Origin of the sequence: Anoxybacillus eryuanensis (assembly GCF_051200995.1) — a bacterium.
GTDB classification, from domain to species: domain Bacteria; phylum Bacillota; class Bacilli; order Bacillales; family Anoxybacillaceae; genus Anoxybacillus; species Anoxybacillus tengchongensis.
Genome location: NZ_JBPODS010000018.1, coordinates 1 through 20,028, shown reverse-complemented (window position 1 = coordinate 20,028; position 20,028 = coordinate 1). Strand labels below are relative to the sequence as shown.

At 41.9% G+C, this 20,028-nt stretch carries 18 protein-coding genes and 12 tRNA genes; 26 read left to right on the top strand and 4 right to left on the bottom strand.

What is annotated here, in order from left to right:
• The first annotated feature begins 4 nt into the window (after nt 1–4).
• The 4 genes from HNQ84_RS13465 (at nt 5) to HNQ84_RS13450 (ending at nt 4,129) form a co-directional block, all read left to right on the top strand.
• The gene (locus HNQ84_RS13465) at nt 5–1,552 is read left to right on the top strand and encodes an acyl-CoA carboxylase subunit beta (protein WP_435622391.1); all 1,548 of its coding nucleotides are present in this window, start codon (nt 5–7) and stop codon (nt 1,550–1,552) included.
• A gap of 184 nt (nt 1,553–1,736) precedes the next feature.
• A complete protein-coding gene (locus HNQ84_RS13460; RefSeq protein WP_435622390.1) occupies nt 1,737–2,405 on the top strand; it encodes a polysaccharide deacetylase family protein in 669 nt (222 codons plus the stop codon).
• A 14-nt stretch (nt 2,406–2,419) separates the two neighbouring features.
• Nucleotides 2,420–3,001 (top strand): DedA family protein, encoded by a 582-nt coding sequence (locus HNQ84_RS13455; RefSeq protein WP_435622389.1) that lies wholly within the window; start codon nt 2,420–2,422, stop codon nt 2,999–3,001.
• A gap of 15 nt (nt 3,002–3,016) precedes the next feature.
• Nucleotides 3,017–4,129: an MGDG synthase family glycosyltransferase gene (locus HNQ84_RS13450; protein ID WP_183250214.1), complete on the top strand. Its 1,113-nt coding sequence runs from the start codon at nt 3,017–3,019 to the stop codon at nt 4,127–4,129.
• Nucleotides 4,130–4,145: 16 nt separating this feature from the next.
• Here the strand turns inward: HNQ84_RS13450 and HNQ84_RS13445 are convergent, their stop codons facing one another.
• From HNQ84_RS13445 to HNQ84_RS13435, 3 genes are read right to left on the bottom strand one after another with little or no spacing between them, the layout of a single operon-like run.
• Nucleotides 4,146–5,273, bottom strand: coding sequence for a Ger(x)C family spore germination protein (locus HNQ84_RS13445; protein ID WP_435622388.1), 1,128 nt, complete (start codon nt 5,271–5,273; stop codon nt 4,146–4,148).
• Complete coding sequence (locus HNQ84_RS13440) at nt 5,270–6,733, bottom strand: spore germination protein (protein ID WP_435622387.1); 1,464 nt, start codon at nt 6,731–6,733, stop codon at nt 5,270–5,272. The genes HNQ84_RS13445 and HNQ84_RS13440 overlap by 4 nt, the downstream gene beginning before the upstream one ends.
• On the bottom strand, nt 6,730–7,806 hold the full coding sequence (locus tag HNQ84_RS13435) for a GerAB/ArcD/ProY family transporter (protein ID WP_435622386.1): 1,077 nt from the start codon (nt 7,804–7,806) through the stop codon (nt 6,730–6,732). Before HNQ84_RS13435 ends, HNQ84_RS13440 begins: the two co-directional genes overlap by 4 nt.
• Before the next feature lie 152 nt (nt 7,807–7,958).
• Here HNQ84_RS13435 and HNQ84_RS13430 point away from each other — a divergent pair, with 152 nt between their 5' ends.
• From HNQ84_RS13430 to HNQ84_RS13390, 9 genes are all read left to right on the top strand, one after another.
• Nucleotides 7,959–9,002, top strand: a complete 1,044-nt coding sequence (locus HNQ84_RS13430; RefSeq protein WP_183250218.1) for a D-alanine--D-alanine ligase — start codon at nt 7,959–7,961, stop codon at nt 9,000–9,002.
• 9 nt (nt 9,003–9,011) lie between these two features.
• Complete coding sequence (locus tag HNQ84_RS13425; RefSeq protein ID WP_183250219.1) at nt 9,012–10,388, top strand: UDP-N-acetylmuramoyl-tripeptide--D-alanyl-D-alanine ligase; 1,377 nt, start codon at nt 9,012–9,014, stop codon at nt 10,386–10,388.
• Between the two features lie 145 nt (nt 10,389–10,533).
• Nucleotides 10,534–11,940 carry a degradosome RNA helicase CshA gene (gene cshA / locus HNQ84_RS13420; RefSeq protein WP_246346321.1) on the top strand — a complete coding sequence of 469 codons (1,407 nt, stop codon included), beginning with the start codon at nt 10,534–10,536 and terminating at the stop codon, nt 11,938–11,940.
• A 49-nt stretch (nt 11,941–11,989) separates the two neighbouring features.
• Nucleotides 11,990–12,352, top strand: a complete 363-nt coding sequence (gene acpS / locus HNQ84_RS13415) for a holo-ACP synthase (RefSeq protein ID WP_435622385.1) — start codon at nt 11,990–11,992, stop codon at nt 12,350–12,352.
• Nucleotides 12,353–12,426: 74 nt separating this feature from the next.
• Nucleotides 12,427–13,446, top strand: coding sequence for a LolA family protein (locus HNQ84_RS13410; protein ID WP_435622384.1), 1,020 nt, complete (start codon nt 12,427–12,429; stop codon nt 13,444–13,446).
• Between the two features lie 95 nt (nt 13,447–13,541).
• On the top strand, nt 13,542–14,699 hold the full coding sequence (alr, locus tag HNQ84_RS13405) for an alanine racemase (protein ID WP_435622383.1): 1,158 nt from the start codon (nt 13,542–13,544) through the stop codon (nt 14,697–14,699).
• Nucleotides 14,700–14,851: 152 nt separating this feature from the next.
• Nucleotides 14,852–15,133, top strand: coding sequence for a CopG family ribbon-helix-helix protein (locus HNQ84_RS13400; protein ID WP_055441975.1), 282 nt, complete (start codon nt 14,852–14,854; stop codon nt 15,131–15,133).
• 4 nt (nt 15,134–15,137) lie between these two features.
• Nucleotides 15,138–15,488 carry a type II toxin-antitoxin system endoribonuclease NdoA gene (ndoA, locus tag HNQ84_RS13395; RefSeq protein WP_010195163.1) on the top strand — a complete coding sequence of 117 codons (351 nt, stop codon included), beginning with the start codon at nt 15,138–15,140 and terminating at the stop codon, nt 15,486–15,488.
• A gap of 57 nt (nt 15,489–15,545) precedes the next feature.
• Nucleotides 15,546–17,711 carry a Tex family protein gene (locus HNQ84_RS13390; RefSeq protein WP_435622382.1) on the top strand — a complete coding sequence of 722 codons (2,166 nt, stop codon included), beginning with the start codon at nt 15,546–15,548 and terminating at the stop codon, nt 17,709–17,711.
• On the opposite strand, the gene cmpA is transcribed toward HNQ84_RS13390, so the two are convergent.
• Nucleotides 17,706–17,819: a cortex morphogenetic protein CmpA gene (cmpA, locus tag HNQ84_RS13385; protein WP_012573928.1), complete on the bottom strand. Its 114-nt coding sequence runs from the start codon at nt 17,817–17,819 to the stop codon at nt 17,706–17,708. The two genes, HNQ84_RS13390 and cmpA, sit on opposite strands and share 6 nt — an antisense overlap.
• A 72-nt stretch (nt 17,820–17,891) precedes the next feature.
• On the opposite strand from cmpA, the gene HNQ84_RS13380 reads away from it, so the two are divergent.
• The 13 genes from HNQ84_RS13380 to HNQ84_RS13320 all read left to right on the top strand — a co-directional run bounded on the left by HNQ84_RS13380 (nt 17,892) and on the right by HNQ84_RS13320 (nt 19,931).
• Nucleotides 17,892–18,347, top strand: coding sequence for a SprT family protein (locus HNQ84_RS13380; RefSeq protein WP_055441977.1), 456 nt, complete (start codon nt 17,892–17,894; stop codon nt 18,345–18,347).
• Nucleotides 18,348–18,476: 129 nt separating this feature from the next.
• Nucleotides 18,477–18,551 (top strand) — tRNA-Asn (locus HNQ84_RS13375).
• Nucleotides 18,552–18,553: 2 nt separating this feature from the next.
• A tRNA-Ser gene (locus HNQ84_RS13370) sits at nt 18,554–18,646 on the top strand.
• A 16-nt stretch (nt 18,647–18,662) separates the two neighbouring features.
• Nucleotides 18,663–18,734, top strand: a tRNA-Glu gene (locus HNQ84_RS13365).
• Nucleotides 18,735–18,774: 40 nt separating this feature from the next.
• A tRNA-Val gene (locus HNQ84_RS13360) sits at nt 18,775–18,847 on the top strand.
• 8 nt (nt 18,848–18,855) lie between these two features.
• Nucleotides 18,856–18,931: transfer RNA gene (locus HNQ84_RS13355), tRNA-Asp, on the top strand.
• A 35-nt stretch (nt 18,932–18,966) separates the two neighbouring features.
• Nucleotides 18,967–19,041, top strand: a tRNA-Gln gene (locus HNQ84_RS13350).
• Between the two features lie 146 nt (nt 19,042–19,187).
• Nucleotides 19,188–19,263: transfer RNA gene (locus HNQ84_RS13345), tRNA-Lys, on the top strand.
• 5 nt (nt 19,264–19,268) lie between these two features.
• Nucleotides 19,269–19,352, top strand: a tRNA-Leu gene (locus tag HNQ84_RS13340).
• 21 nt (nt 19,353–19,373) lie between these two features.
• Nucleotides 19,374–19,456: transfer RNA gene (locus HNQ84_RS13335), tRNA-Leu, on the top strand.
• A 60-nt stretch (nt 19,457–19,516) separates the two neighbouring features.
• Nucleotides 19,517–19,593 (top strand) — tRNA-Arg (locus HNQ84_RS13330).
• 18 nt (nt 19,594–19,611) lie between these two features.
• Nucleotides 19,612–19,688 (top strand) — tRNA-Pro (locus tag HNQ84_RS13325).
• A gap of 172 nt (nt 19,689–19,860) precedes the next feature.
• Nucleotides 19,861–19,931 (top strand) — tRNA-Gly (locus tag HNQ84_RS13320).
• Nucleotides 19,932–20,028 lie beyond the last annotated feature (97 nt).

Here is a 20,028-nt window from a genome sequence, read left to right as displayed (position 1 = left end):
GGACATGATTTCAAATGAACAATTATCGCTCGTTGAACAACTACAACAAAAACGAAAACAAATTGAACAAGGGGGAGCGCGCAAATACCATGAAAAAAATGCTGAGCAAGGAAAATTGTTTGTGCGCGATCGCTTGAAACTGTTATTTGATGATGGTTTGCAGTTTGAAGATGCCTTTTTTGCCAACTGTTTAGCGGACGGACTGCCGGCAGATGGTGTCGTGACAGGGGTCGGGAAAATTAACGGACAAACGGTATGCGTCATGGCAAATGACTCGACCGTCAAAGCAGGTTCATGGGGAGCAAGAACAGTAGAAAAAATTATTCGTATTCAAGAAACAGCAGATAAATTACGTTGCCCGATTTTATACCTGGTGGATTCGGCAGGTGCCCGCATCACTGATCAAATTGAAATGTTTCCAGGGCGTCGTGGGGCGGGACGCATTTTTTATAATCAAGTGAAACTGTCTGGAAAAGTGCCGCAAATTTGTTTGTTGTTCGGACCGTCAGCAGCGGGTGGCGCATATATTCCGGCTTTTTGTGATATCGTTATTATGGTCGAAGGAAACGCTTCGATGTATCTTGGTTCTCCGCGCATGGCTGAAATGGTGATTGGTGAGAAAGTAACACTTGAAGAGATGGGTGGTGCGCGCATGCATTGCTCGGTTTCAGGTTGCGGTGACGTGCTTGTGAAAACGGAAGAAGAGGCAATTGCGTTTGCTCGCAAATATTTATCGTACTTTCCACCGAATTTCAGTGAAAAACCGCCAGTGGCTGAGCCGAAAGAGCCAAAACCATTTAATAAAACGATAGAAGAAATTATTCCACAAAACCAAAATGCACCGTTCAATATGTATGATTTAATTGATCGTGTCATTGATGAAGACTCATTTTGTGAAATCAAAAAATTATTTGCACCTGAGCTAATTACAGGTCTTGCCCGTATAAACGGACAACCGGTTGGAATTATTGCGAATCAGCCACGCATGAAAGGCGGCGTATTATTCCATGATTCCGCAGATAAGGCGGCGAAATTTATTACACTTTGCGATGCATTCCACATTCCGCTTATCTTTTTAGCAGACATCCCTGGCTTTATGATCGGGACGAAAGTCGAGCGTGCAGGTATTATTCGTCACGGAGCAAAAATGATTTCAGCGATGTCAGAAGCGACTGTTCCGAAAATATCAATCATTGTACGGAAAGCGTACGGAGCAGGATTATATGCGATGGCAGGTCCAGCATTTGAACCAGATTGTTGTTTAGCTTTCCCACATGCACAAATTGCCGTCATGGGACCGGAAGCCGCCGTGAATGCGGTGTATGCCAATAAAATTGCTGAACTGCCAGAAGAAGAACGCGCTGCATTTATTGAACAAAAACGTGAAGAATATCGAAAAGACATCGATATTTATCGCCTCGCTTCCGAAATGGTTGTCGATGGAATTATTGCGCCAAATGAGTTACGTTCCGAGCTTATTCGGCGATTAGATGCATATATGTCGAAATATGTTGTATTTTCTGAACGAAAACATGGCGTTTACCCTGTGTAGCTGTCAACACATATGGTACAATGAGGACGATGTATTTTCACATCGTCTTTTTTTCGGGAAATTTCCCCGGAAATCGACAACATTTGTGTCGAATAGGCAAAACATGAGGCGAATGTTGCCGATGAAAACGAGAAATTTCACTCATGTGGCTTCTTTTTGTATAATCAAGAAAGGAGTTTGACATTTGGCGTACATATGGTTGATTGTAACATTTTTCATTTATAGTATATTGCCAACATCGTTCATCCGTATTTTTTCGTTTCGTATGCAAAAAAGAGTGAAAAGCGGTGTAGCAATAACGTTTGATGATGGACCAGATCCGATGTATACGCCTCAGTTGCTTGATTTATTGAAAAAATATAACGTAAAAGCAACGTTTTTTGTTGTTGGATGGAAAGCAAAAAAATACCCACATCTTATTCAACGAATACATGCGGAGGGACATACGATCGGTTTGCACCATTATTATCATACGAGCAACTGGTTTCTGCCTCCGTTTGCAGCGGAATGGGAGCTTTATCGATCGGCGCGCATCATCGAGCAAATCACAGGCGTTCGTCCTGTATACTACCGTCCGCCATGGGGACATATAAACATATGGATGTTGTTCATGCAAAAAAAGTATAAAATCGTGATGTGGACATATATTCTTGGTGATTGGAACGTTACATTAGGTGTAGATCGCCTTTATGAACGATTAATGAACAGTATAGAAGATGGAGCGATTATCGTGTTGCATGATAGCGGTTCAACATTTGGTGCTGATGAACATGCGCCCGCAAATATGCTACAAGCGCTAGAACGACTATTTCAACATGTGAATGTAAAATGGGTAAACCTCAATGAGGAGTAAAGGGGAATGGGAAAGTGGAAGCGAACAGCATTTTAACGTATATTCAATCACACGGCTATATTGTGTTATTTCTTTCTTTATTTTTCGGCATCGTGGGCATTCCTGCGCCGGAAGAGTCGCTTCTGTTTTTCATTGGCATTTTTATCTCACACGACCAATTACATTTATTAAAAAGTTTATTTTTCGCGATTTCTGGCGCAACTGTTGGCATGGTTGTCGCCTATATTGCTGGCTATACATTTGGATCCCCGCTATTGTTTAAATATGGACATTTTATTGGTTTCCATCGTCGTCGTTATCGTTATGTGTATCGTCACTTTCGAAAACGTGCTTTTTTAGTTATTCCTTTTGGCTATTTTGTTCCCGGTATTCGTCAATTATCTCCGTATATGGCTGGAGTTGTTCGTTTTCCGTTTTTTCCATTTCTCTTTTTGTCGTTTCTCGGAGCGGCGTTCTGGGTTTGTTTATTTATATTTGTAGGCAAGTTTCTTGGGGAGCGTATTCATATTCCGCTTCATGTATTACCATGGCTCACGGTATTATTTTTTAGTTTATTTTTTGTTGCTTTATATGTAAAAAGTAGAAAACAAAAATAAAAGGGAGTTCGCATAATGATGAACATTCTCGTACTACCTTTGTTTCAAATGCCATCTGGTCATCATCAAGTGGCCGATGCACTCATCTATTCATTATACCATCGTTTTCCCAACGTCTCTTGCGAAAAACTTGATTTTCTTAGTTATTGCAATGAACAAATGGAAAAGAGAGTAGCTGATTTTTACCTCCGCTGGATTTCACTATCACCACATTCGTATGAATGGATGTATCGACGATGGATGAAAAAGTTTGAACAACCGACGATGGAGCCATGGTTACTTTATTTTGAAAAAAAGATGAAACGTCTCCTTCAAGAAAAAAAGCCCGATCTCGTTGTGTGCACGCATTCATTTCCTTCTCACGTTTTGCAAAGGTTGAAACAAAAAAGAATCATAACCATTCCTGTTGTGAACGTATATACTGATTTCTTTTTAAGTGGTATTTGGGGAAAAACAGCGATTGATTATCACTTCGTTCCCCATAAAGAAGCAAAACAGTCCATATGCACCACATTTCGCATCGAACATCATCGCGTTATTGTCACAGGTATTCCTATTCATGAACGTATCGTACCTGCGGAAAAGATGAAACGGCGAACAAATAAACGGATTTTAGTAGCAGGTGGCAACCAAGGGTTAGGGAAAATGAAACAGTTTTTAATGAATGCTACCCATACACAACTGACGTATGACGTACTATGTGGCAAAAATGAAGCGTTATATCATGAATTAAAAAGTTGGAACAATCCGCGCATTCGTCCATATCGGTACATTTCCGACCCAGCGAAAATGAATGAATTGTACGATGAAGTCGATGCAGTTGTGACAAAACCAGGTGGTGTAACAATGAGCGAAGTGCTAGCCAAAAAGCTACCTGCTTTCACACTTTCATATTTGCCTGGTCAAGAACAAATGAATTTGCACTATTTAAGAAAAAAAGGACTTATTTATCTTCTTCATGACAATGAACCGTATGACCAACAATTGATGCGTGTATTAATGAATGAGGAGGAAATGAACGAATTAGAAAAGCGTATCGAGCGCTATTCACTCGAACGTGAAAAAACGGCACAAGATGTGCTTAGCGAGTGGATCGAAGCGAATATATATGCGATAAAAAAGCGATGAGGCTGGCTCATCGCTTTTATTTCTTTGATTTTCCGTATGTGTCAATGCTTAACTTCACGTTGATTTGCCCTAGCGTATCCTTTGTCAGTGGAACTAATCCGTTTGTCGTATATTTCTTCCAGTCCTTCACATTTTGACGATACAAGGCGTTCGATAGTTGCAAAGTATCAATCTGTTTTTTTACACCGAGCTCGAATAAGCTTTTTATCTCTTTTTCGACCGTTTTTGATGCGTATTCAATAATTTGTTTCTCAGACATGTGCTCGCGCAGTTCAATAATGCTTCCCGTAGCTTGCACATGAACGGTAAACAAAGGGCGACCATTTTTTATTTTGTACGATATGCTTGCCTTTGGGCCACGTACAACGAGCGTACCGATCATTTTACCATTTGGCTGAATGTAAATCGGTGTTCGCCCCGTGCCTTTCGTCACCCATCGTAAACCATCGAGTTTATGGCGTGGGACACATGCTTGTTTGTTGTAGCGATGTAAGAAACAGACACCATCCATTTTTAACATCGGTTTCTTTTTTTTATTTTCTGTCCAACTTTTCTCCTCAACTGTAAGGGAAGGGAGAGGGAAAAGAGCCGCTTTTTCGTTTGAAGCGGCAACGAGTTGATTGAGCCGTTTTGGTTGAATAAATGAACTTTGTTCGTAAATATCTGTCGGATTAGCGAGCAACGAAAAATATGGTGAATAGTCTAAAAACGGTGTTGTTTCAAAAATGAGTTCGATCGGTTGTTTCGTAGCGAATGCCCAAATCGTATGACGAATTTCATTGTAACGATCAAGCACATCGATCACGTCGCGTACAAGCCCTTTTTTGAGTGCCCGTTCTGTAAAGACGATCCCTTTGACATGTCCCCATGACACACCTTGTTGGATCGCTTGATACAAGCGATCGGTTGCCACGTTAAACGTCTCTCCTGTTGCTTTTCCGATCGTAACCGTTGATTTTTGTCTTCCACCGCCCGCTTCGACTTTCGCAAGTCCTGTAAAACTAATAAGTTGAGCATAAGCGACGACCTGCCCGTCTTCATAGTCCACACCGATCACATGAATATATGCAAGATGATCAATTTCTTTCATCCCCCAACACCCTGTTAAAAATAAACAAAAACAACAAATGATTAGCCTTGTCATGCTTCGTCACCTGGTGTATTATCATTCGTCTTTAACATTTTTGGACGCATTTTAAATTTTTTCCACCCACTTGTAATTACCACTTTCCATATATCCCTTGTGGCAGGAGAAATTGGTGCTAAATACGGGACGCCAAACGATGTTAAATTTGCCGTATAAACAAGAAGAAAAAACATGGATGCAATAAAACCGAAAAGTCCAAGCATCGCTGAAGCGGCAAGAACGATAAAACGTAAAATGGACACTGTTCCAGCAAGTGATTGGTTGACGAGCGTAAACGTCGCGATGACGGATGTTGCGATAACGACGAGTGTGCCAGGTGCTGCAAGCCCTGCGTTTATCGCTGCTTGTCCGATAATTAACCCCCCAACGACTGATAACGTTTGTCCAATCGCAATCGGGAGCCGCATCCCTGCTTCTTTAAAAATTTCAAATAAACTAACCATAATAAACGCCTCAAGTGGAGCAGGGAGCGGTACCCCTTGCCTTGCGAGTGTGATGGTGGCTAGCAACGTAAACGGTAGTTGGTCTTGATGATATGTTACAATTGCGACCCAAAGCCCTGGTAAAAAAACAGCGACGCTGACACCAATGAGCCGAATGATTCGCTGAAACGTAACGAATACAAATGATGTGCTATTGTCTTCCGATGTATTTAATAAAAATGTTAAATTGGTCGGGCCGATTAATGCGGTCGGTGATCCGTCGATAAAGACAGCAAATCGTCCGCTCAATAGCGCATTGACAACAAAATCAGGACGACCAGAGTAAGCGAAAACAGGAAATAAAGAAACATATTTTTCGCTTAACAATTCCTCTAATTGATTTGTTCCGGTTAAGGCGTCAATGTTAATGGTACTTAAGCGACGCTTTAATTCAGCCACTGTTTCTTGATTAATAATATCTTTAATATATAAAATATCGACTTTCGTTCGGCTTCGTTTCCCGATTAATACTTGTTCAACGTGTAAGCTGCTCGTTTTTAACCGTTTCCGCACGAGCGCCACATTTTTCGCCACTTCTTCAATAAAACCGTCCTTCGGTCCACGAATCGACACTTCTGTATTTGGTTCTTCTGGGTTTCGGTTTGGTGGATTGGCAAGAGAAATAGAATACATGGCACCCGCTTCCACGAAATAAATGACTAAATCTCCGTTAAAAACGATAAAATCGAGCTGTTGGGCAGAAACAGATTTGCCGATTAAATGAAGTGGCATTTGTTTATATTTTTCAATGTCTGTGACTGAATATAGCGGATATTGTTGTCCCATACGCGTAATGGTTGGGAAAACAAATTGTTTCAGTAACTTTGTGTCACATAATTCTTCACAATAAATGAAAATAAGCGAGAGCGGTTTTCGTTCTTCTGAATAAATCGTGGCAGGCATTAATACGACGTCTTTACATTGTGCAAAATGTTCTTTTAACGTTCGTTCATCGACGATAATTTCGGCAGTCATGCGGATGCCCTCCTTTCTTTTATACGTATTGCTAACGCTAAGACGAACAGTAAAGTAGAAAGAAAGCAAATAAAGAAAAACGAAATCGGTAACAGCCATTTTTTTAACATATGAAAAAATGTATAATCGCTCATCGGCGTCATCGCCGCAAAGAAAATAACGGTGTATACGAATAGTAAAATCCATCGTCGCGATGCTTTATTTGTAATATGAAATAGCTCGGGAATGAGCGCTGTCGCAAGTGAAATGCGAATAAATGCCCCCGCTAGCCATTGATAAACCGATAAAAAATCAAAATGCTCTAAATACGTTCCTAAGTTCACCATTCGCCATTGTTCAAAGGCCGGATAACGTAAATGGCTCGCTTCTGCCGGTCCAAATTCTGTAATGGCGCCGATTGTCGGTCCGAGTGATAAGCTGGCAGCTACAACTCCAAACAAAACGAGTTTCATAAAAGAAATGTTTGTCTTCATTTGTTGTTGCATAAATAGTAAGAGAACAAATTCTCCATAGCCAGCAGCGACATACATCACTCCTTTCCACACCGGTTCCCATCCGTTCTCAAGCATTGGCTTTAACAGCTCATAATTTTTATGAGGGGTCGTTGCTAAAGCGACAAATATGCCGAACAGTACGACGAAAGGTAAAAGAATGCCAGATGTTTTCGCGATCGATGGCAAACCGATTGACGCGTTATAAAAACAAATGATGCAAAGTGTAACAACAATTGCCCAGTTTGGTGTAGCTGTTAAGTACGATGTTGTTGTGAACGTTGTCGTATCCTTTAATGTCACAATGCTAATGATAAGTAAATATAAACATGTGACAGAAGCGATAAAATAAGCAATTGGTGCCCCTATATTTTCTTTTAGCCATTGAAAGATATGTGTTTGTTGCGATTGTTTTATAGGGAAATAAATAACAGGGAGAAATATGACGAGCAATATAAGTCCGATGATGGTTGAAATCCATGCATCACGTCCGGCAATTTCAAGCAACACAGGAATGATGATAACGTGATTCATCAGTCCAATTGATAACATTAAAACGAATAGCATTTGCACTGTATTCATAAGCACACACCTTTTATCTCTTTGTATTTTTTATCGTTTCCAAGTTGGGAAATGATATGCATTGTCACCATCTAGGCTTGCTTCACCATATAAATAAAAAAGTAGTTGTGCTACAATAAATGAAGTGAATGAACAGTTGAGGAGGAACGAACATGAAAATCACATTAGGCGTATTATACGGCGGCAAATCGCCTGAACATAAAGTATCGTTACAAACGGCACGCTCTGTCATTAATGCGGTAAATAAAGAAAAGTTTACAGTTGTTCCGATTTACATTACGACAGATGGGGAATGGTTGCGCGGTGAGGCGATTGAAGGGGAAGTGAAAGATGTCAACCAGCTCGCTTTTCAACAAGGTTTACCAGCGCTCGCGTCTATTGCAAACGGCATTGATGTTATTTTTCCTCTTTTACACGGGCCGAACGGAGAAGATGGAACGGTACAAGGAATGTTAGAATTATTAAACGTACCGTATGTCGGAAACGGTGTGCTAGCATCGGCTGTCGGTATGGATAAAATTGTGATGAAACAACTGTTTGCGCAAGCGGGGCTAAAACAAGCGCGTTATGTTTTTTTCTTAAAAAAAGAGTGGGAAAAGCATAAAGAAACCGTATATGAAACGGTAGAGCGGGAACTTAGTTATCCGTGTTTTGTGAAGCCAGCTAACGCAGGTTCAAGTGTAGGAATAAGTAAATGTAAAAACCGTGAACAATTGCAAATAGCTTTTCAAGAGGCGTTTCGTTACGATCGAAAAGTCATCGTGGAGGAAGCGATTATTGGTCGGGAAGTGGAAATTGGCGTGATCGGAAACGATGAGCCGACTTGTTCAGTTGTCGGGGAAATTGTGCCGAAAAAAGAATTTTATGATTACGAAGCAAAATATGTCGATGGAAATACAGAGTTAGTCATCCCAGCAAACATTACGGATCAAGAATATGAAACGATAAAACAAATGGCACTTACCGCTTTTAAAGTGCTCGATTTAGCCGGATTAGTCCGAGCTGACTTTTTCTTGACAGCAGATGGTGAAGCATATATTAACGAAGTCAATACGATGCCGGGATTTACCCCTTTTAGCATGTTCCCGCTTTTATGGAAACATACAGGTGTATCGTATGAGGAGTTAATTGAACGTCTTATTCAACTGGCGATCGAGCGATATGAAGAAAAACAAAATATTACGTACGTATTTTAAGGTGATCATATGCTTACACGTTCACTAGCTGATGTTCAAATGATGATTCCGGGAAGTATGATTGATGAGCGATATGCTTCTGTTGTGATTCATGGTGTGTCAACAGATACGCGCACAATTGAGCGAGGAAATTTATATGTTCCGCTAAAAGGGGCCACGTTCAACGGCCATCAGTTTGTGAAGGAGGCGTTTGACAAAGGAGCAGTCGCTGCGCTATGGAGCAAACATGAGCCGAACGCCCCGACAGATGTGCCGCTCATTTTTGTTGAAGATTCACTCGTTGCATTGCAACAGCTGGCTCATGCGTATCGAAAACAACTTCGTACACGTATTATCGGGGTGACTGGAAGCAACGGAAAAACGACAACGAAAGATATGATTGCATCACTGCTTGGGACAGTATATCGTGTGCAAAAGACAGAAGGGAATTTAAACAATCATATCGGTGTGCCACTGACATTGCTTCGTTTAAAAGAAGAAACAGAGTATGCCGTCGTTGAAATGGGGATGAGCGGCTTTGGAGAAATTGAGTTACTTTCTACCCTCGCAGAGCCTGACATTGCAGTGATTACAAACATTGGTGAATCGCATTTACAAGAGCTCGGTTCACGTGAAGGAATTGCAACAGCGAAGTTTGAAATTGTAAAAGGCCTAAAGCGTGACGGACTGTTTATTTATCACGGGGATGAACCGCTGTTGCAAACACGTGTGGAAAACACTAATCTTTCGCATGTTCAAACGTTTGGAGTGGAACGAACAAACGATTATTATCCGCTAGACATTCGTGTTCAAGCGGACGGAACGACGTTTAAGGTAAATTGTTGGCCAGACGAGACGTTTCATATGCCTCTTATTGGTCGGCACCATGTGATGAATGCGCTAGCAGCGATTGCGGTTGCACGTTTCGCTTCTGTTGATGTGGCTCATATGAAAGAAGGTTTTTTACGTTTATCTGTAACAAAAATGCGTACAGAAGTCATAAAGCGTCCTGACGGGGTAACAATTATTAACGATGCATATAACGCCAGTCCGACATCGATGCGCGCTGCGCTTGAATTGCTTGGACAATTGACTGGATATCGTAAAAAAATAGCCATTGTTGGCGACATGCTTGAATTAGGTGAACAAGAAATTACTTTTCATGAACAAATTGGCGAGATGATCGATCCGCAAAAAATAGATTATGTGTTGACATACGGTGAGCGTGCAAAGGCAATTGCTGAGCAAGCGAGCAAGCGATTTAGCAAAGGGCATGTTCGTTCTTATGACGATAAGGCGAAGCTAGCAGCGGATGTGCAAAAAATGATAGAAGCAGGTGACATCATTTTACTAAAGGCATCTCGGGGGATGAGACTAGAGGAAATCATTTCTTTGTTAAATAAATAAAAAGAAGCGTTCAATTTGTTGAAAACATATGCATAAAATGGTATGATGAACGAGAGCTGTTTACGGAATGAATTTCAACAAGGCACTTCCGTCTATACGGGAATGCCTTTTTTCGTAAGTTATTTGAAGAAGGAGTATGAAAACATTGGTTACATTTAAAGAATTTGGATTAAGTCCAGAGTTGATGAAAGCAGTTAGTAAAATGGGATTCGAAGAGGCAACGCCAATTCAAGCGGCAACGATTCCGCTTAGTTTGCAAAATCGTGATGTCATTGGTCAAGCGCAAACAGGAACAGGAAAGACGGCAGCGTTTGGTATCCCACTTATTGAAAAAATTGATATGAACAACGATGCGGTGCAAGCAATCGTTGTTGCGCCGACGCGAGAACTAGCCATTCAAGTATCCGAAGAACTATATAAAATTGGTTCAACGAAGCGTGTGCGCGTTTTGCCGATTTATGGAGGACAAGATATTGAACGTCAAATTCGCGCATTAAAAAAACATCCACATATTATTGTCGGTACACCGGGACGGGTGCTTGATCACATTCAACGTCGTACGCTCCGTTTACAAAATGTGCATACGGTCGTATTAGACGAGGCGGATGAAATGTTGAACATGGGCTTCGTTGAAGACATTGAAGCAATTTTAAGCCATGTGCCAACAGAGCGTCAGACACTTCTTTTCTCAGCGACGATGCCTGAACCGATTCGTCGTATTGCTGAACGATTTATGAACAATCCAGAGCTCGTTCGCGTAAAAGCAAAAGAAATGACGGTTCCAAACATTGAACAATATTACATTGAAATTCAAGAGAAGAAAAAGTTTGATACGTTAACTCGCTTATTAGATATTCAATCCCCTGAATTAGCGATCGTTTTCGGAAGAACGAAGCGCCGTGTCGATGAGCTAGCAGAAGCTCTCAATTTGCGTGGCTATACGGCAGAGGGGATTCATGGTGATTTAAGCCAGGCAAAGCGTTTATCCGTATTGCGTAAGTTTAAAGAAGGTTCTATTGATATTTTAGTGGCGACAGACGTAGCTGCACGTGGTTTGGATATTTCTGGTGTCACACACGTGTACAATTTCGACATTCCACAAGACCCAGAAAGCTATGTTCATCGTATCGGTCGGACAGGGCGTGCTGGTAAGACAGGAATGGCGATTACGCTTGTTACTCCACGTGAAATCGGACAGTTGCACCACATTGAAAAAACGACGAAACGAAAAATGGAACGTATGAAACCACCAACGTTAGATGAGGCGCTTGAAGGTCAACAACGAGCAGCAATTGAAAAATTGCTTGAGACGATCGAGCATAACAATTTATCGTTTTATAAACGCGCCGCAGAAGAATTGTTGGAAGAACACGACTCTGTTTCGCTTGTTGCCGCGTGTATTAAAATGTTAACAAAAGAACCGGATATGACGCCGGTGCAGTTGACAGAAGAACCGCCAATTATGAAAAAAGAGAAGAAGCGGCAAGTACAAACGCGCCAACGTCGAAACGAGACGCGAGGCCGTGGATCGAAAACGCGCACAAAACGATAGAAGCTGTCTGAACAGATAGCTTCTTTTTCTTTATTTGGAGGGATACGAGATGATTATCGGTATTGGTATTGATATTGTCGAATTAAATCGCATTGCAGAGCTAATAAACCGACAGCCGAAATTGATTGAACGTGTTTTAACAGACAATGAACGTAATTGTCTTCATGACCGATCAGCAAAGCGAAAAATTGAATTTGTGGCAGGGCGATTTGCCGCAAAAGAGGCGTACGCGAAAGCGTTAGGGACGGGGATTGGGGCTCACGTTTCTTTTCAAGATATTGAAATAAAAAATGACGAAAATGGCAAACCGTATATTGTTTCTTCTTCTCCAGATGAACGTGTGCACGTTTCTATTTCACATAGTGAACATTATGCAGTTGCCCAAGTAATTATTGAACGCTTGTCAAGCTAGTCTGCATATTCTCCCGTTTGACCTCATATGATGGCTTATGAAGGAAGTCCAAATGAGGTAAAGGGGTTGAAAAAATGAGACGAACATGGCTTTTTTTGTGCCTGCTTCTTTTCGTTGTAGGCAGTTTGGCGGCTTGCGGAGAAAAATCGCAACAAGATGTGTTAAAAGCGCTCGATGAAAAAGTGCAAACGATGTCTGGGTACAAAGCCGAAGCAAAAATGACGCTTCAGACAGGGACGGAGCCACAAGTGTATGAAATCGAAATTTGGCATAAGTCCCCAAGTTACTATCGTGTGAACTTGAAAAACGCCCAGCGTGATCAACATCAAATGATTTTGCGAAACGACGAAGGAGTATTTGTACTAACACCTGCACTAAATAAAAGTTTTCGTTTTCAAAGCGACTGGCCGCAAAACACAAGCCAAGTGTATTTGTATGAGTCGCTCGTAAAAGACATTCTAGCCGATTCAAAAGCGGATTTTAAAGCAACAAAAAACCATTACGTGTTCCAAACGAAAACAAATTATGAAAACAAAAAAATGTTACCAAAACAAGAGATCACATTAAATAAAAAAGATTTAACGCCAGTGAAAGTGACCGTCATGGACATTGACTCGCAACCGATGTTGACTGTGGAATTTTCAAAAGTGGAATGGAATGCTGCGTTTGACGATAACGCTTTTGATGTAAGTAAAAATATGACGAGAGCGAAGTTGGAAAATGAACAAGAAGTGACGACAGAGGCGAATCAACAAGCAGCCCCAGTTATGTATCCGACATATGAACTCGATGGTGTGAAACTTGTGGAAGAAAAAGAATTTAAAACAGCAAACGGGAAACGAATTGTTATGACGTTTGTTGGGGAAAAATCGTTTACGCTTGTACAAGAAAAAGCCCATGCTGTGCCGACGGCAAACGTATCGACAACGGTTAAGGGTGAGCCTGTTGATTTAGGATTTGCCGTTGGAGCGCTGGCAAACGGCACATTGACGTGGACGTATAAAGGTGTTGATTTTATTCTTGCTTCACAAGATTTAACGGAAGATGAGATGGTTGCGATTGCACGTTCGGTGCAAGGCAAGGTGATGAAGTAAGACTCGCGTGGCGGGTCTTTATTTTTTTTGTTGACATGATGCAAGGACAAAAGAAATAATCAAACGTGAATATATTGTTGAAGGGGCTTTGAAGGATGGATCGAGCATTTTATCGCGATACATGGGCAGAAATTGATTTAGATGCAATTTTTTATAATGTGCAATCAATGAAACAACACGTCGGCACTCATGTCGATGTCATTGCTGTTGTAAAAGCAAACGCTTATGGACATGGAGATATTCAAGTAGCGAAAACAGCGCTTGAAGCAGGTGCCACACGTTTAGCCGTCGCCTTTTTGGACGAAGCGCTCGCACTAAGAAAAAAAGGACTCCCTTTAGCCGTCCCAATTATCGTACTTGGGGCGACAAACCCTTCATATGCGCCATTAGCGGCTAGCCAAAATATTGCTTTAACCATTTTTCGAGTGGATTGGTTAGAGCAAGCGGTGATGTATGCGCCATATGAACAACCGTTGAACGTTCATATGAAGCTAGATACAGGAATGGGACGATTAGGAGCGAAAACAAAAGAAGAAGTGCAACAAATGGTACACGCCATCGAACAGCATCCATGTTTCGTGTTTGAAGGGGTATACACACATTTTGCGACAGCAGATGAACAAAATATAGACTATTTTTCGTTTCAATATGATACGTTTCTACACATGCTAGAGTGGTTGCCAGTTAAGCCGCCGCTCATCCATTGTGCCAATAGCGCAGCGGCACTACGCTATCCTGATCGCGTATTTAATGCAGTTCGTTTTGGTATTTCTATGTATGGATTGACACCGTCACAAGAAATGAAGTCGTTTTTACCGTATCCGTTAAAAGAAGCATTTTCGCTCCATAGTCGTTTAACCCATGTAAAAAAGGTGAAGGCAGGGGAAAAAATAAGCTATGGAGCGACATATGAGGCGGAAGCAGATGAGTGGATTGGTACCGTTCCAATCGGTTACGCAGACGGTTGGTTACGTCGTATGCAACATTTTTCTGTTCTCGTTGATGGAAAGCGCGCCCCTATTGTTGGACGTGTTTGTATGGATCAAATGATGATTCGTTTACCTTATGAGCTTCCGGTTGGCACAAAAGTAACGCTCATTGGTGAACAACAAGGAGACCGTATTTCTATTGATGACGTTGCCGCGCATGTAAATACGATTAATTATGAAATTCCTTGTACAATTAGTTATCGTGTCCCCCGTATTTTTTTGAAAAACAAGAGTATAATTGAAGTGAGAAATGCGGTATTATAGTAGATGGGTGCAACGAGAACGATCGTTTTCGAAAAATTTCTACAAAAAATGGACGAATGATGCTGGAAATGACTTTGCATCATGAAGATGAAATGGTATGATGTAAATTGGGAGCGACTATGTGGTTGTAGTTTAGTTGGAGGTGTGTGTTTGTGTCTGAATCCAGCGCAACAACAGAAATTGTTATTCGGTTACCGCAGGCGTTAGTGAGCGAATTAGATGGCATTGTGAAGCAAGAAAATGGCAACCGAAATGAACTTATTTATCAAGCGATGAAGATGTACATTCGTGAGCGGAAAAAACGTCAAATTCGAGAAGCGATGAGACGTGGGTATATGGAGATGGCGAAAATTAATTTGTCGCTTGCGTCGGAAGCTTTTCTTGCGGAATATGAAGCTGACCACACCGTTGAACGCTTAGTTAGCGGGGGGTAATCTTTTGATTGTCAAACGTGGTGACGTGTATTTTGCCGATCTTTCTCCAGTAGTTGGATCAGAGCAAGGGGGCGTGCGCCCTGTGCTTGTTATTCAAAATGACATTGGGAACCGTTTCAGTCCAACCGTCATTGTTGCTGCCATTACTGCGCAAATCCAAAAAGCGAAGTTGCCTACACATGTTGAAATCGACGCAAAGCGCTACGGATTTGAACGGGACTCTGTCATTTTGCTTGAACAAATTCGGACGATTGATAAACAACGTCTGACAGATAAGATTACCCATCTAGATGAAGAGATGATGGATAAAGTAGATGAAGCGTTGCAAATTAGTCTCGGTCTTATTGATTTTTAATATGTTGGGAAAATAGCTACGTTGTGTAGCTATTTTTGTTTAGGGGAGGAATTTTGTTTGGAGCTACTAAAGCAATTGGCTACGAAATTAAACATTCCATTTGTGCATGTGCAACAAGTCATTCAACTTCATGAGGAAGGAAACACAATTCCATTTATTGCTCGTTACCGAAAAGAAATGACTGGTGCGCTCGATGAGGTACAAATTCGAACCATTTTAGATGAATGGAATTACTTGCAAAACTTAGCGAAGCGAAAAGAAGAAGTCATTCGTCTAATCGATGAGCAAGGAAAGTTAACGGACGAACTGAAAGAAGCGATTACGAGAGCAACGAAATTACAAGAAGTGGAAGATTTATACCGCCCATATAAACAAAAACGGCGAACAAAGGCAACAATTGCCAAAGAAAAAGGACTCGAACCTTTTGCGGAATGGTTGTTGACCTTCCCGAGCGAACCCATCATAGAACGCGCACAACTGTTTATTGATTCACAAAAAGAAGTACATACGGTTGAAGAAGTCATTCAAGGTGCAAAAGATATTATCGCTGAAAAAGTGTCGGATGACGCTGCGCTTCGTCAATGGATTCGTCAGCAAACGTGGCAAACAGGCACAATTGTTTCTGTTGGAAAAGAGATAGAAAAAGACGAAAAACGTGTATTTGAAATGTATTACGATCATCAGGAACCGATCGCTAAAGCACCTGCTCATCGTGTTTTAGCGATGAATCGGGGTGAAAAAGAAGGAATTTTACGCATTGCCATTGACGTAGATGGAAGCCGAATGATTGAGTACATTCGTAAAAAAGTCATAACAAATGAGCAATCATCGGCGGTTGACATTGTAGCTGAAGCGATTGAAGATGCATATAAACGTTTAATTGCCCCATCGATTGAACGAGATGTGCGAAATGAGCTGACAGAACACGCAGAAGAACGGGCCATTCACATTTTCGCTGAAAACTTGCGCAATTTATTGTTGCAACCACCATTAAAAGGGAAAGTTGTTTTAGGGGTAGATCCAGCGTATCGTACAGGATGTAAGTTAGCTGTCGTCGATGAAACCGGAAAGGTACTTCATATTGATGTCATTTACCCACATCCGCCGAAAAATGAGGTGGAAAAATCAAAAGAAAAATTAAAGCAATTACTTCATACATACCGAGTGGAGTTGATTGCCATCGGCAACGGAACGGCATCGCGAGAAACGGAGCAGTTTATCGCTGATACAATTGCAGAGTGGGAAGGAAACGTGTTTTATTTGATTGTCAATGAAGCGGGGGCAAGTGTATATTCTGCGTCGGATTTAGCACGCAAAGAGTTTCCGCATTTGCAAGTCGAAGAGAGAAGCGCTGTCTCGATTGCCCGGCGCGTGCAAGATCCACTTGCCGAATTAGTAAAAATTGATCCAAAGTCTGTTGGGGTCGGCCAATATCAACATGACGTGTCACAAAAAAAGCTAGAACAGTCGTTGCAGTTTGTTGTTGAAACAGTCGTGAACCAAGTGGGTGTAAACGTCAATACCGCTTCCCCAACGTTATTGCAATATGTATCTGGTCTAACGAAGACTGTGGCTGAAAATATAGTCAAATATCGCGAAGAGCATGGGAAGTTTACTAATCGCATGCAATTAAAATGTATACCGCGCCTCGGGGCTAAAACGTATGAACAATGTATCGGTTTTTTGCGTATTTTAGACGGAGATGAGCCGTTAGATCGCACGCCGATTCATCCCGAGCGATATGAAGAAGTGCATCAATTGTTGCATCGACTTGGCTTTTCAACAGAAGCGATTGGAAGCGAGCAGTTGCGAAGTGCGCTTGAAGCGATCAGCATCGAAGAAGTAGCACAAGAACTGAATATCGGAATACTGACACTTCAAGATATTATCGATGCGCTGAAGCGTCCAGAGCGCGATCCTCGTGATGATTTGCCAAAACCGATTTTAAAGAAACATGTGTTAAGAATGGAAGACTTGAAAAAAGGTATGGAATTAGAGGGAACGGTACGAAACGTTGTTGATTTCGGCGTATTCATAGATATTGGTGTGAAGCAGGATGGGCTTGTTCATATTTCGAAATTAAGCAATCGATATGTGAAACATCCACTTGATGTCGTATCAGTAGGCGATATTGTTAAAGTATGGGTCGATTCGGTCGATTTGCAAAAAGAACGCATCGCTTTAACAATGATTCCACCAACATCGGAAAACACACTGTCATGAGCAGTGTGTTTTCCGATAAAAAAACCAACATTGATTGAGAAGTTTAATTTGAGCGCGGTTTTTCTCATAATATGCACGTCGCATTTGATTTTTTAACCACATCGGCATGATGATCACCTTCAAATTGTTTTTTATTATGTTATGAGCAAAAGAGCCCAATGGTGAAAGGACGGAAATAAAATGAATGAGCGCGAGTTACAAGCGCTTGTTGAGCGCATATCGTTACATGTATTTCATAAGCCATTTCGCCATCGAGCGATATTTAACGATCGTTTAAGAACGACCGGTGGACGATACATTCTTTCTACGCATCATATTGAACTAAATCGGAAATATTACGAACAATACGGGGAAGAAGAATTTGTTCAAGTCATCAAACATGAATTATGCCATTACCATTTGCATCTTGAAGGAAAAGGATATCGTCATCGCGATCGTGACTTTCGGGAGTTATTGAAAAAAGTACAAGCGCCACGTTTTTGTAAGCCTATTGTATTACCGAAGAAAGGGAAAACGTATTATTACGAATGTACATCATGCCGCTACATGTATGTGCGAAGAAAAGCAATACATACAAATCGATATGTATGTGGCTTTTGTCGTGGGAAATTGAAAAAAATAAAAATAGAGTGTTGACAAGCCAAATCTCTATATGCTAAATTATAAAAGCCGTCGTCATTCAACGAGAAATTGGAATAAAAAAAAGACGGTTGACAGATTAAAAAAGAGTAAATATAATATAAGCAGTCCTAATGATTGAGTTATTCCGCAGTAGCTCAGTGGTAGAGCACTCGGCTGTTAACCGAGCGGTCGTAGGTTCGAATCCTACCTGCGGAGCCATTGGAGAAGTACCCAAGTGGCTGAAGGGGACGGTTTGCTAAACCGTTAGGTCGTTCTTTTACGGCGCGCGGGTTCAAATCCCGCCTTCTCCGCCACGAAGATGATAAACATGGCCCGTTGGTCAAGTGGTTAAGACACCGCCCTTTCACGGCGGTAACACGGGTTCGAATCCCGTACGGGTCATCCTTTTGGAGTGCTCATTTTGTTCACTCCATTTTATTTCGGAGGATTAGCTCAGCTGGGAGAGCACTTGCCTTACAAGCAAGGGGTCGGCGGTTCGATCCCGTCATCCTCCACTCTTTTTGGTCCCGTGGTGTAGTGGTTAACATGCCTGCCTGTCACGCAGGAGATCGCGGGTTCGATCCCCGTCGGGACCGCCATTTATAAAAAATATTCAGTTGTGATCACTGTTTAATGGGCTATAGCCAAGCGGTAAGGCAACGGACTTTGACTCCGTGATGCGCTGGTTCGAATCCAGCTAGCCCAGCCATTTGTATGATGAGCCATTAGCTCAGCAACGAGCAAAACTTATTCGAATATGTTACGAGTTGTCCCGACGCACTTGACATCTTGGATGTGCTAGTAGAGGAAGGGACAGGTAAAGAAAGATTGAGTAAGGTTTTTTTACCTTATAACGAGCCATTAGCTCAGCAGGTAGAGCATCTGACTTTTAATCAGAGGGTCGGAGGTTCGAGTCCTCCATGGCTCACCATGTATGCGGGTGTGGCGGAATTGGCAGACGCACCAGACTTAGGATCTGGCGCCTTTGGCGTGGGGGTTCAAGTCCCTCCACCCGCACCAGTCGGTCAGTTTCTATCATATGCGGTCGTGGCGGAATGGCAGACGCGCTAGGTTGAGGGCCTAGTGGGGGCAACCCCGTGGAGGTTCAAGTCCTCTCGGCCGCATCTAAAAAAGCTTGACTTCAATTAATGAAATATGATATATTGAAAAGGTCGTTAAAAAATGCGCCCGTAGCTCAATTGGATAGAGCATCTGACTACGGATCAGAAGGTTAGGGGTTCGAATCCTCTCGGGCGCGCCATGTTGATACAATAGAGAACGGGAAGTAGCTCAGCTTGGTAGAGCACATGGTTTGGGACCATGGGGTCGCAGGTTCGAATCCTGTCTTCCCGACCATCTCACTACTCGTAATGCGGGTGTAGTTTAGTGGTAAAACCTCAGCCACGAGCGACGCATCGTTGAATAAGCTACGAGTTGCCTCGACGCATCAATCATCCTTGATTTTACGAGTAGAGGAAGAGGCATGATCGTGCGTAGTGATTGGCTCTGATTTAAAATTAATTAACGTGCGGGTGTAGTTTAGTGGTAAAACCTCAGCCTTCCAAGCTGATGTCGTGGGTTCGATTCCCATCACCCGCTTTGATGTTCCTTGAAAACTGAACGAAGCGAAAAGCGTACGAAAGCTAAGGATAACTTTTTTATGGAGAGTTTGATCCTGGCTCAGGACGAACGCTGG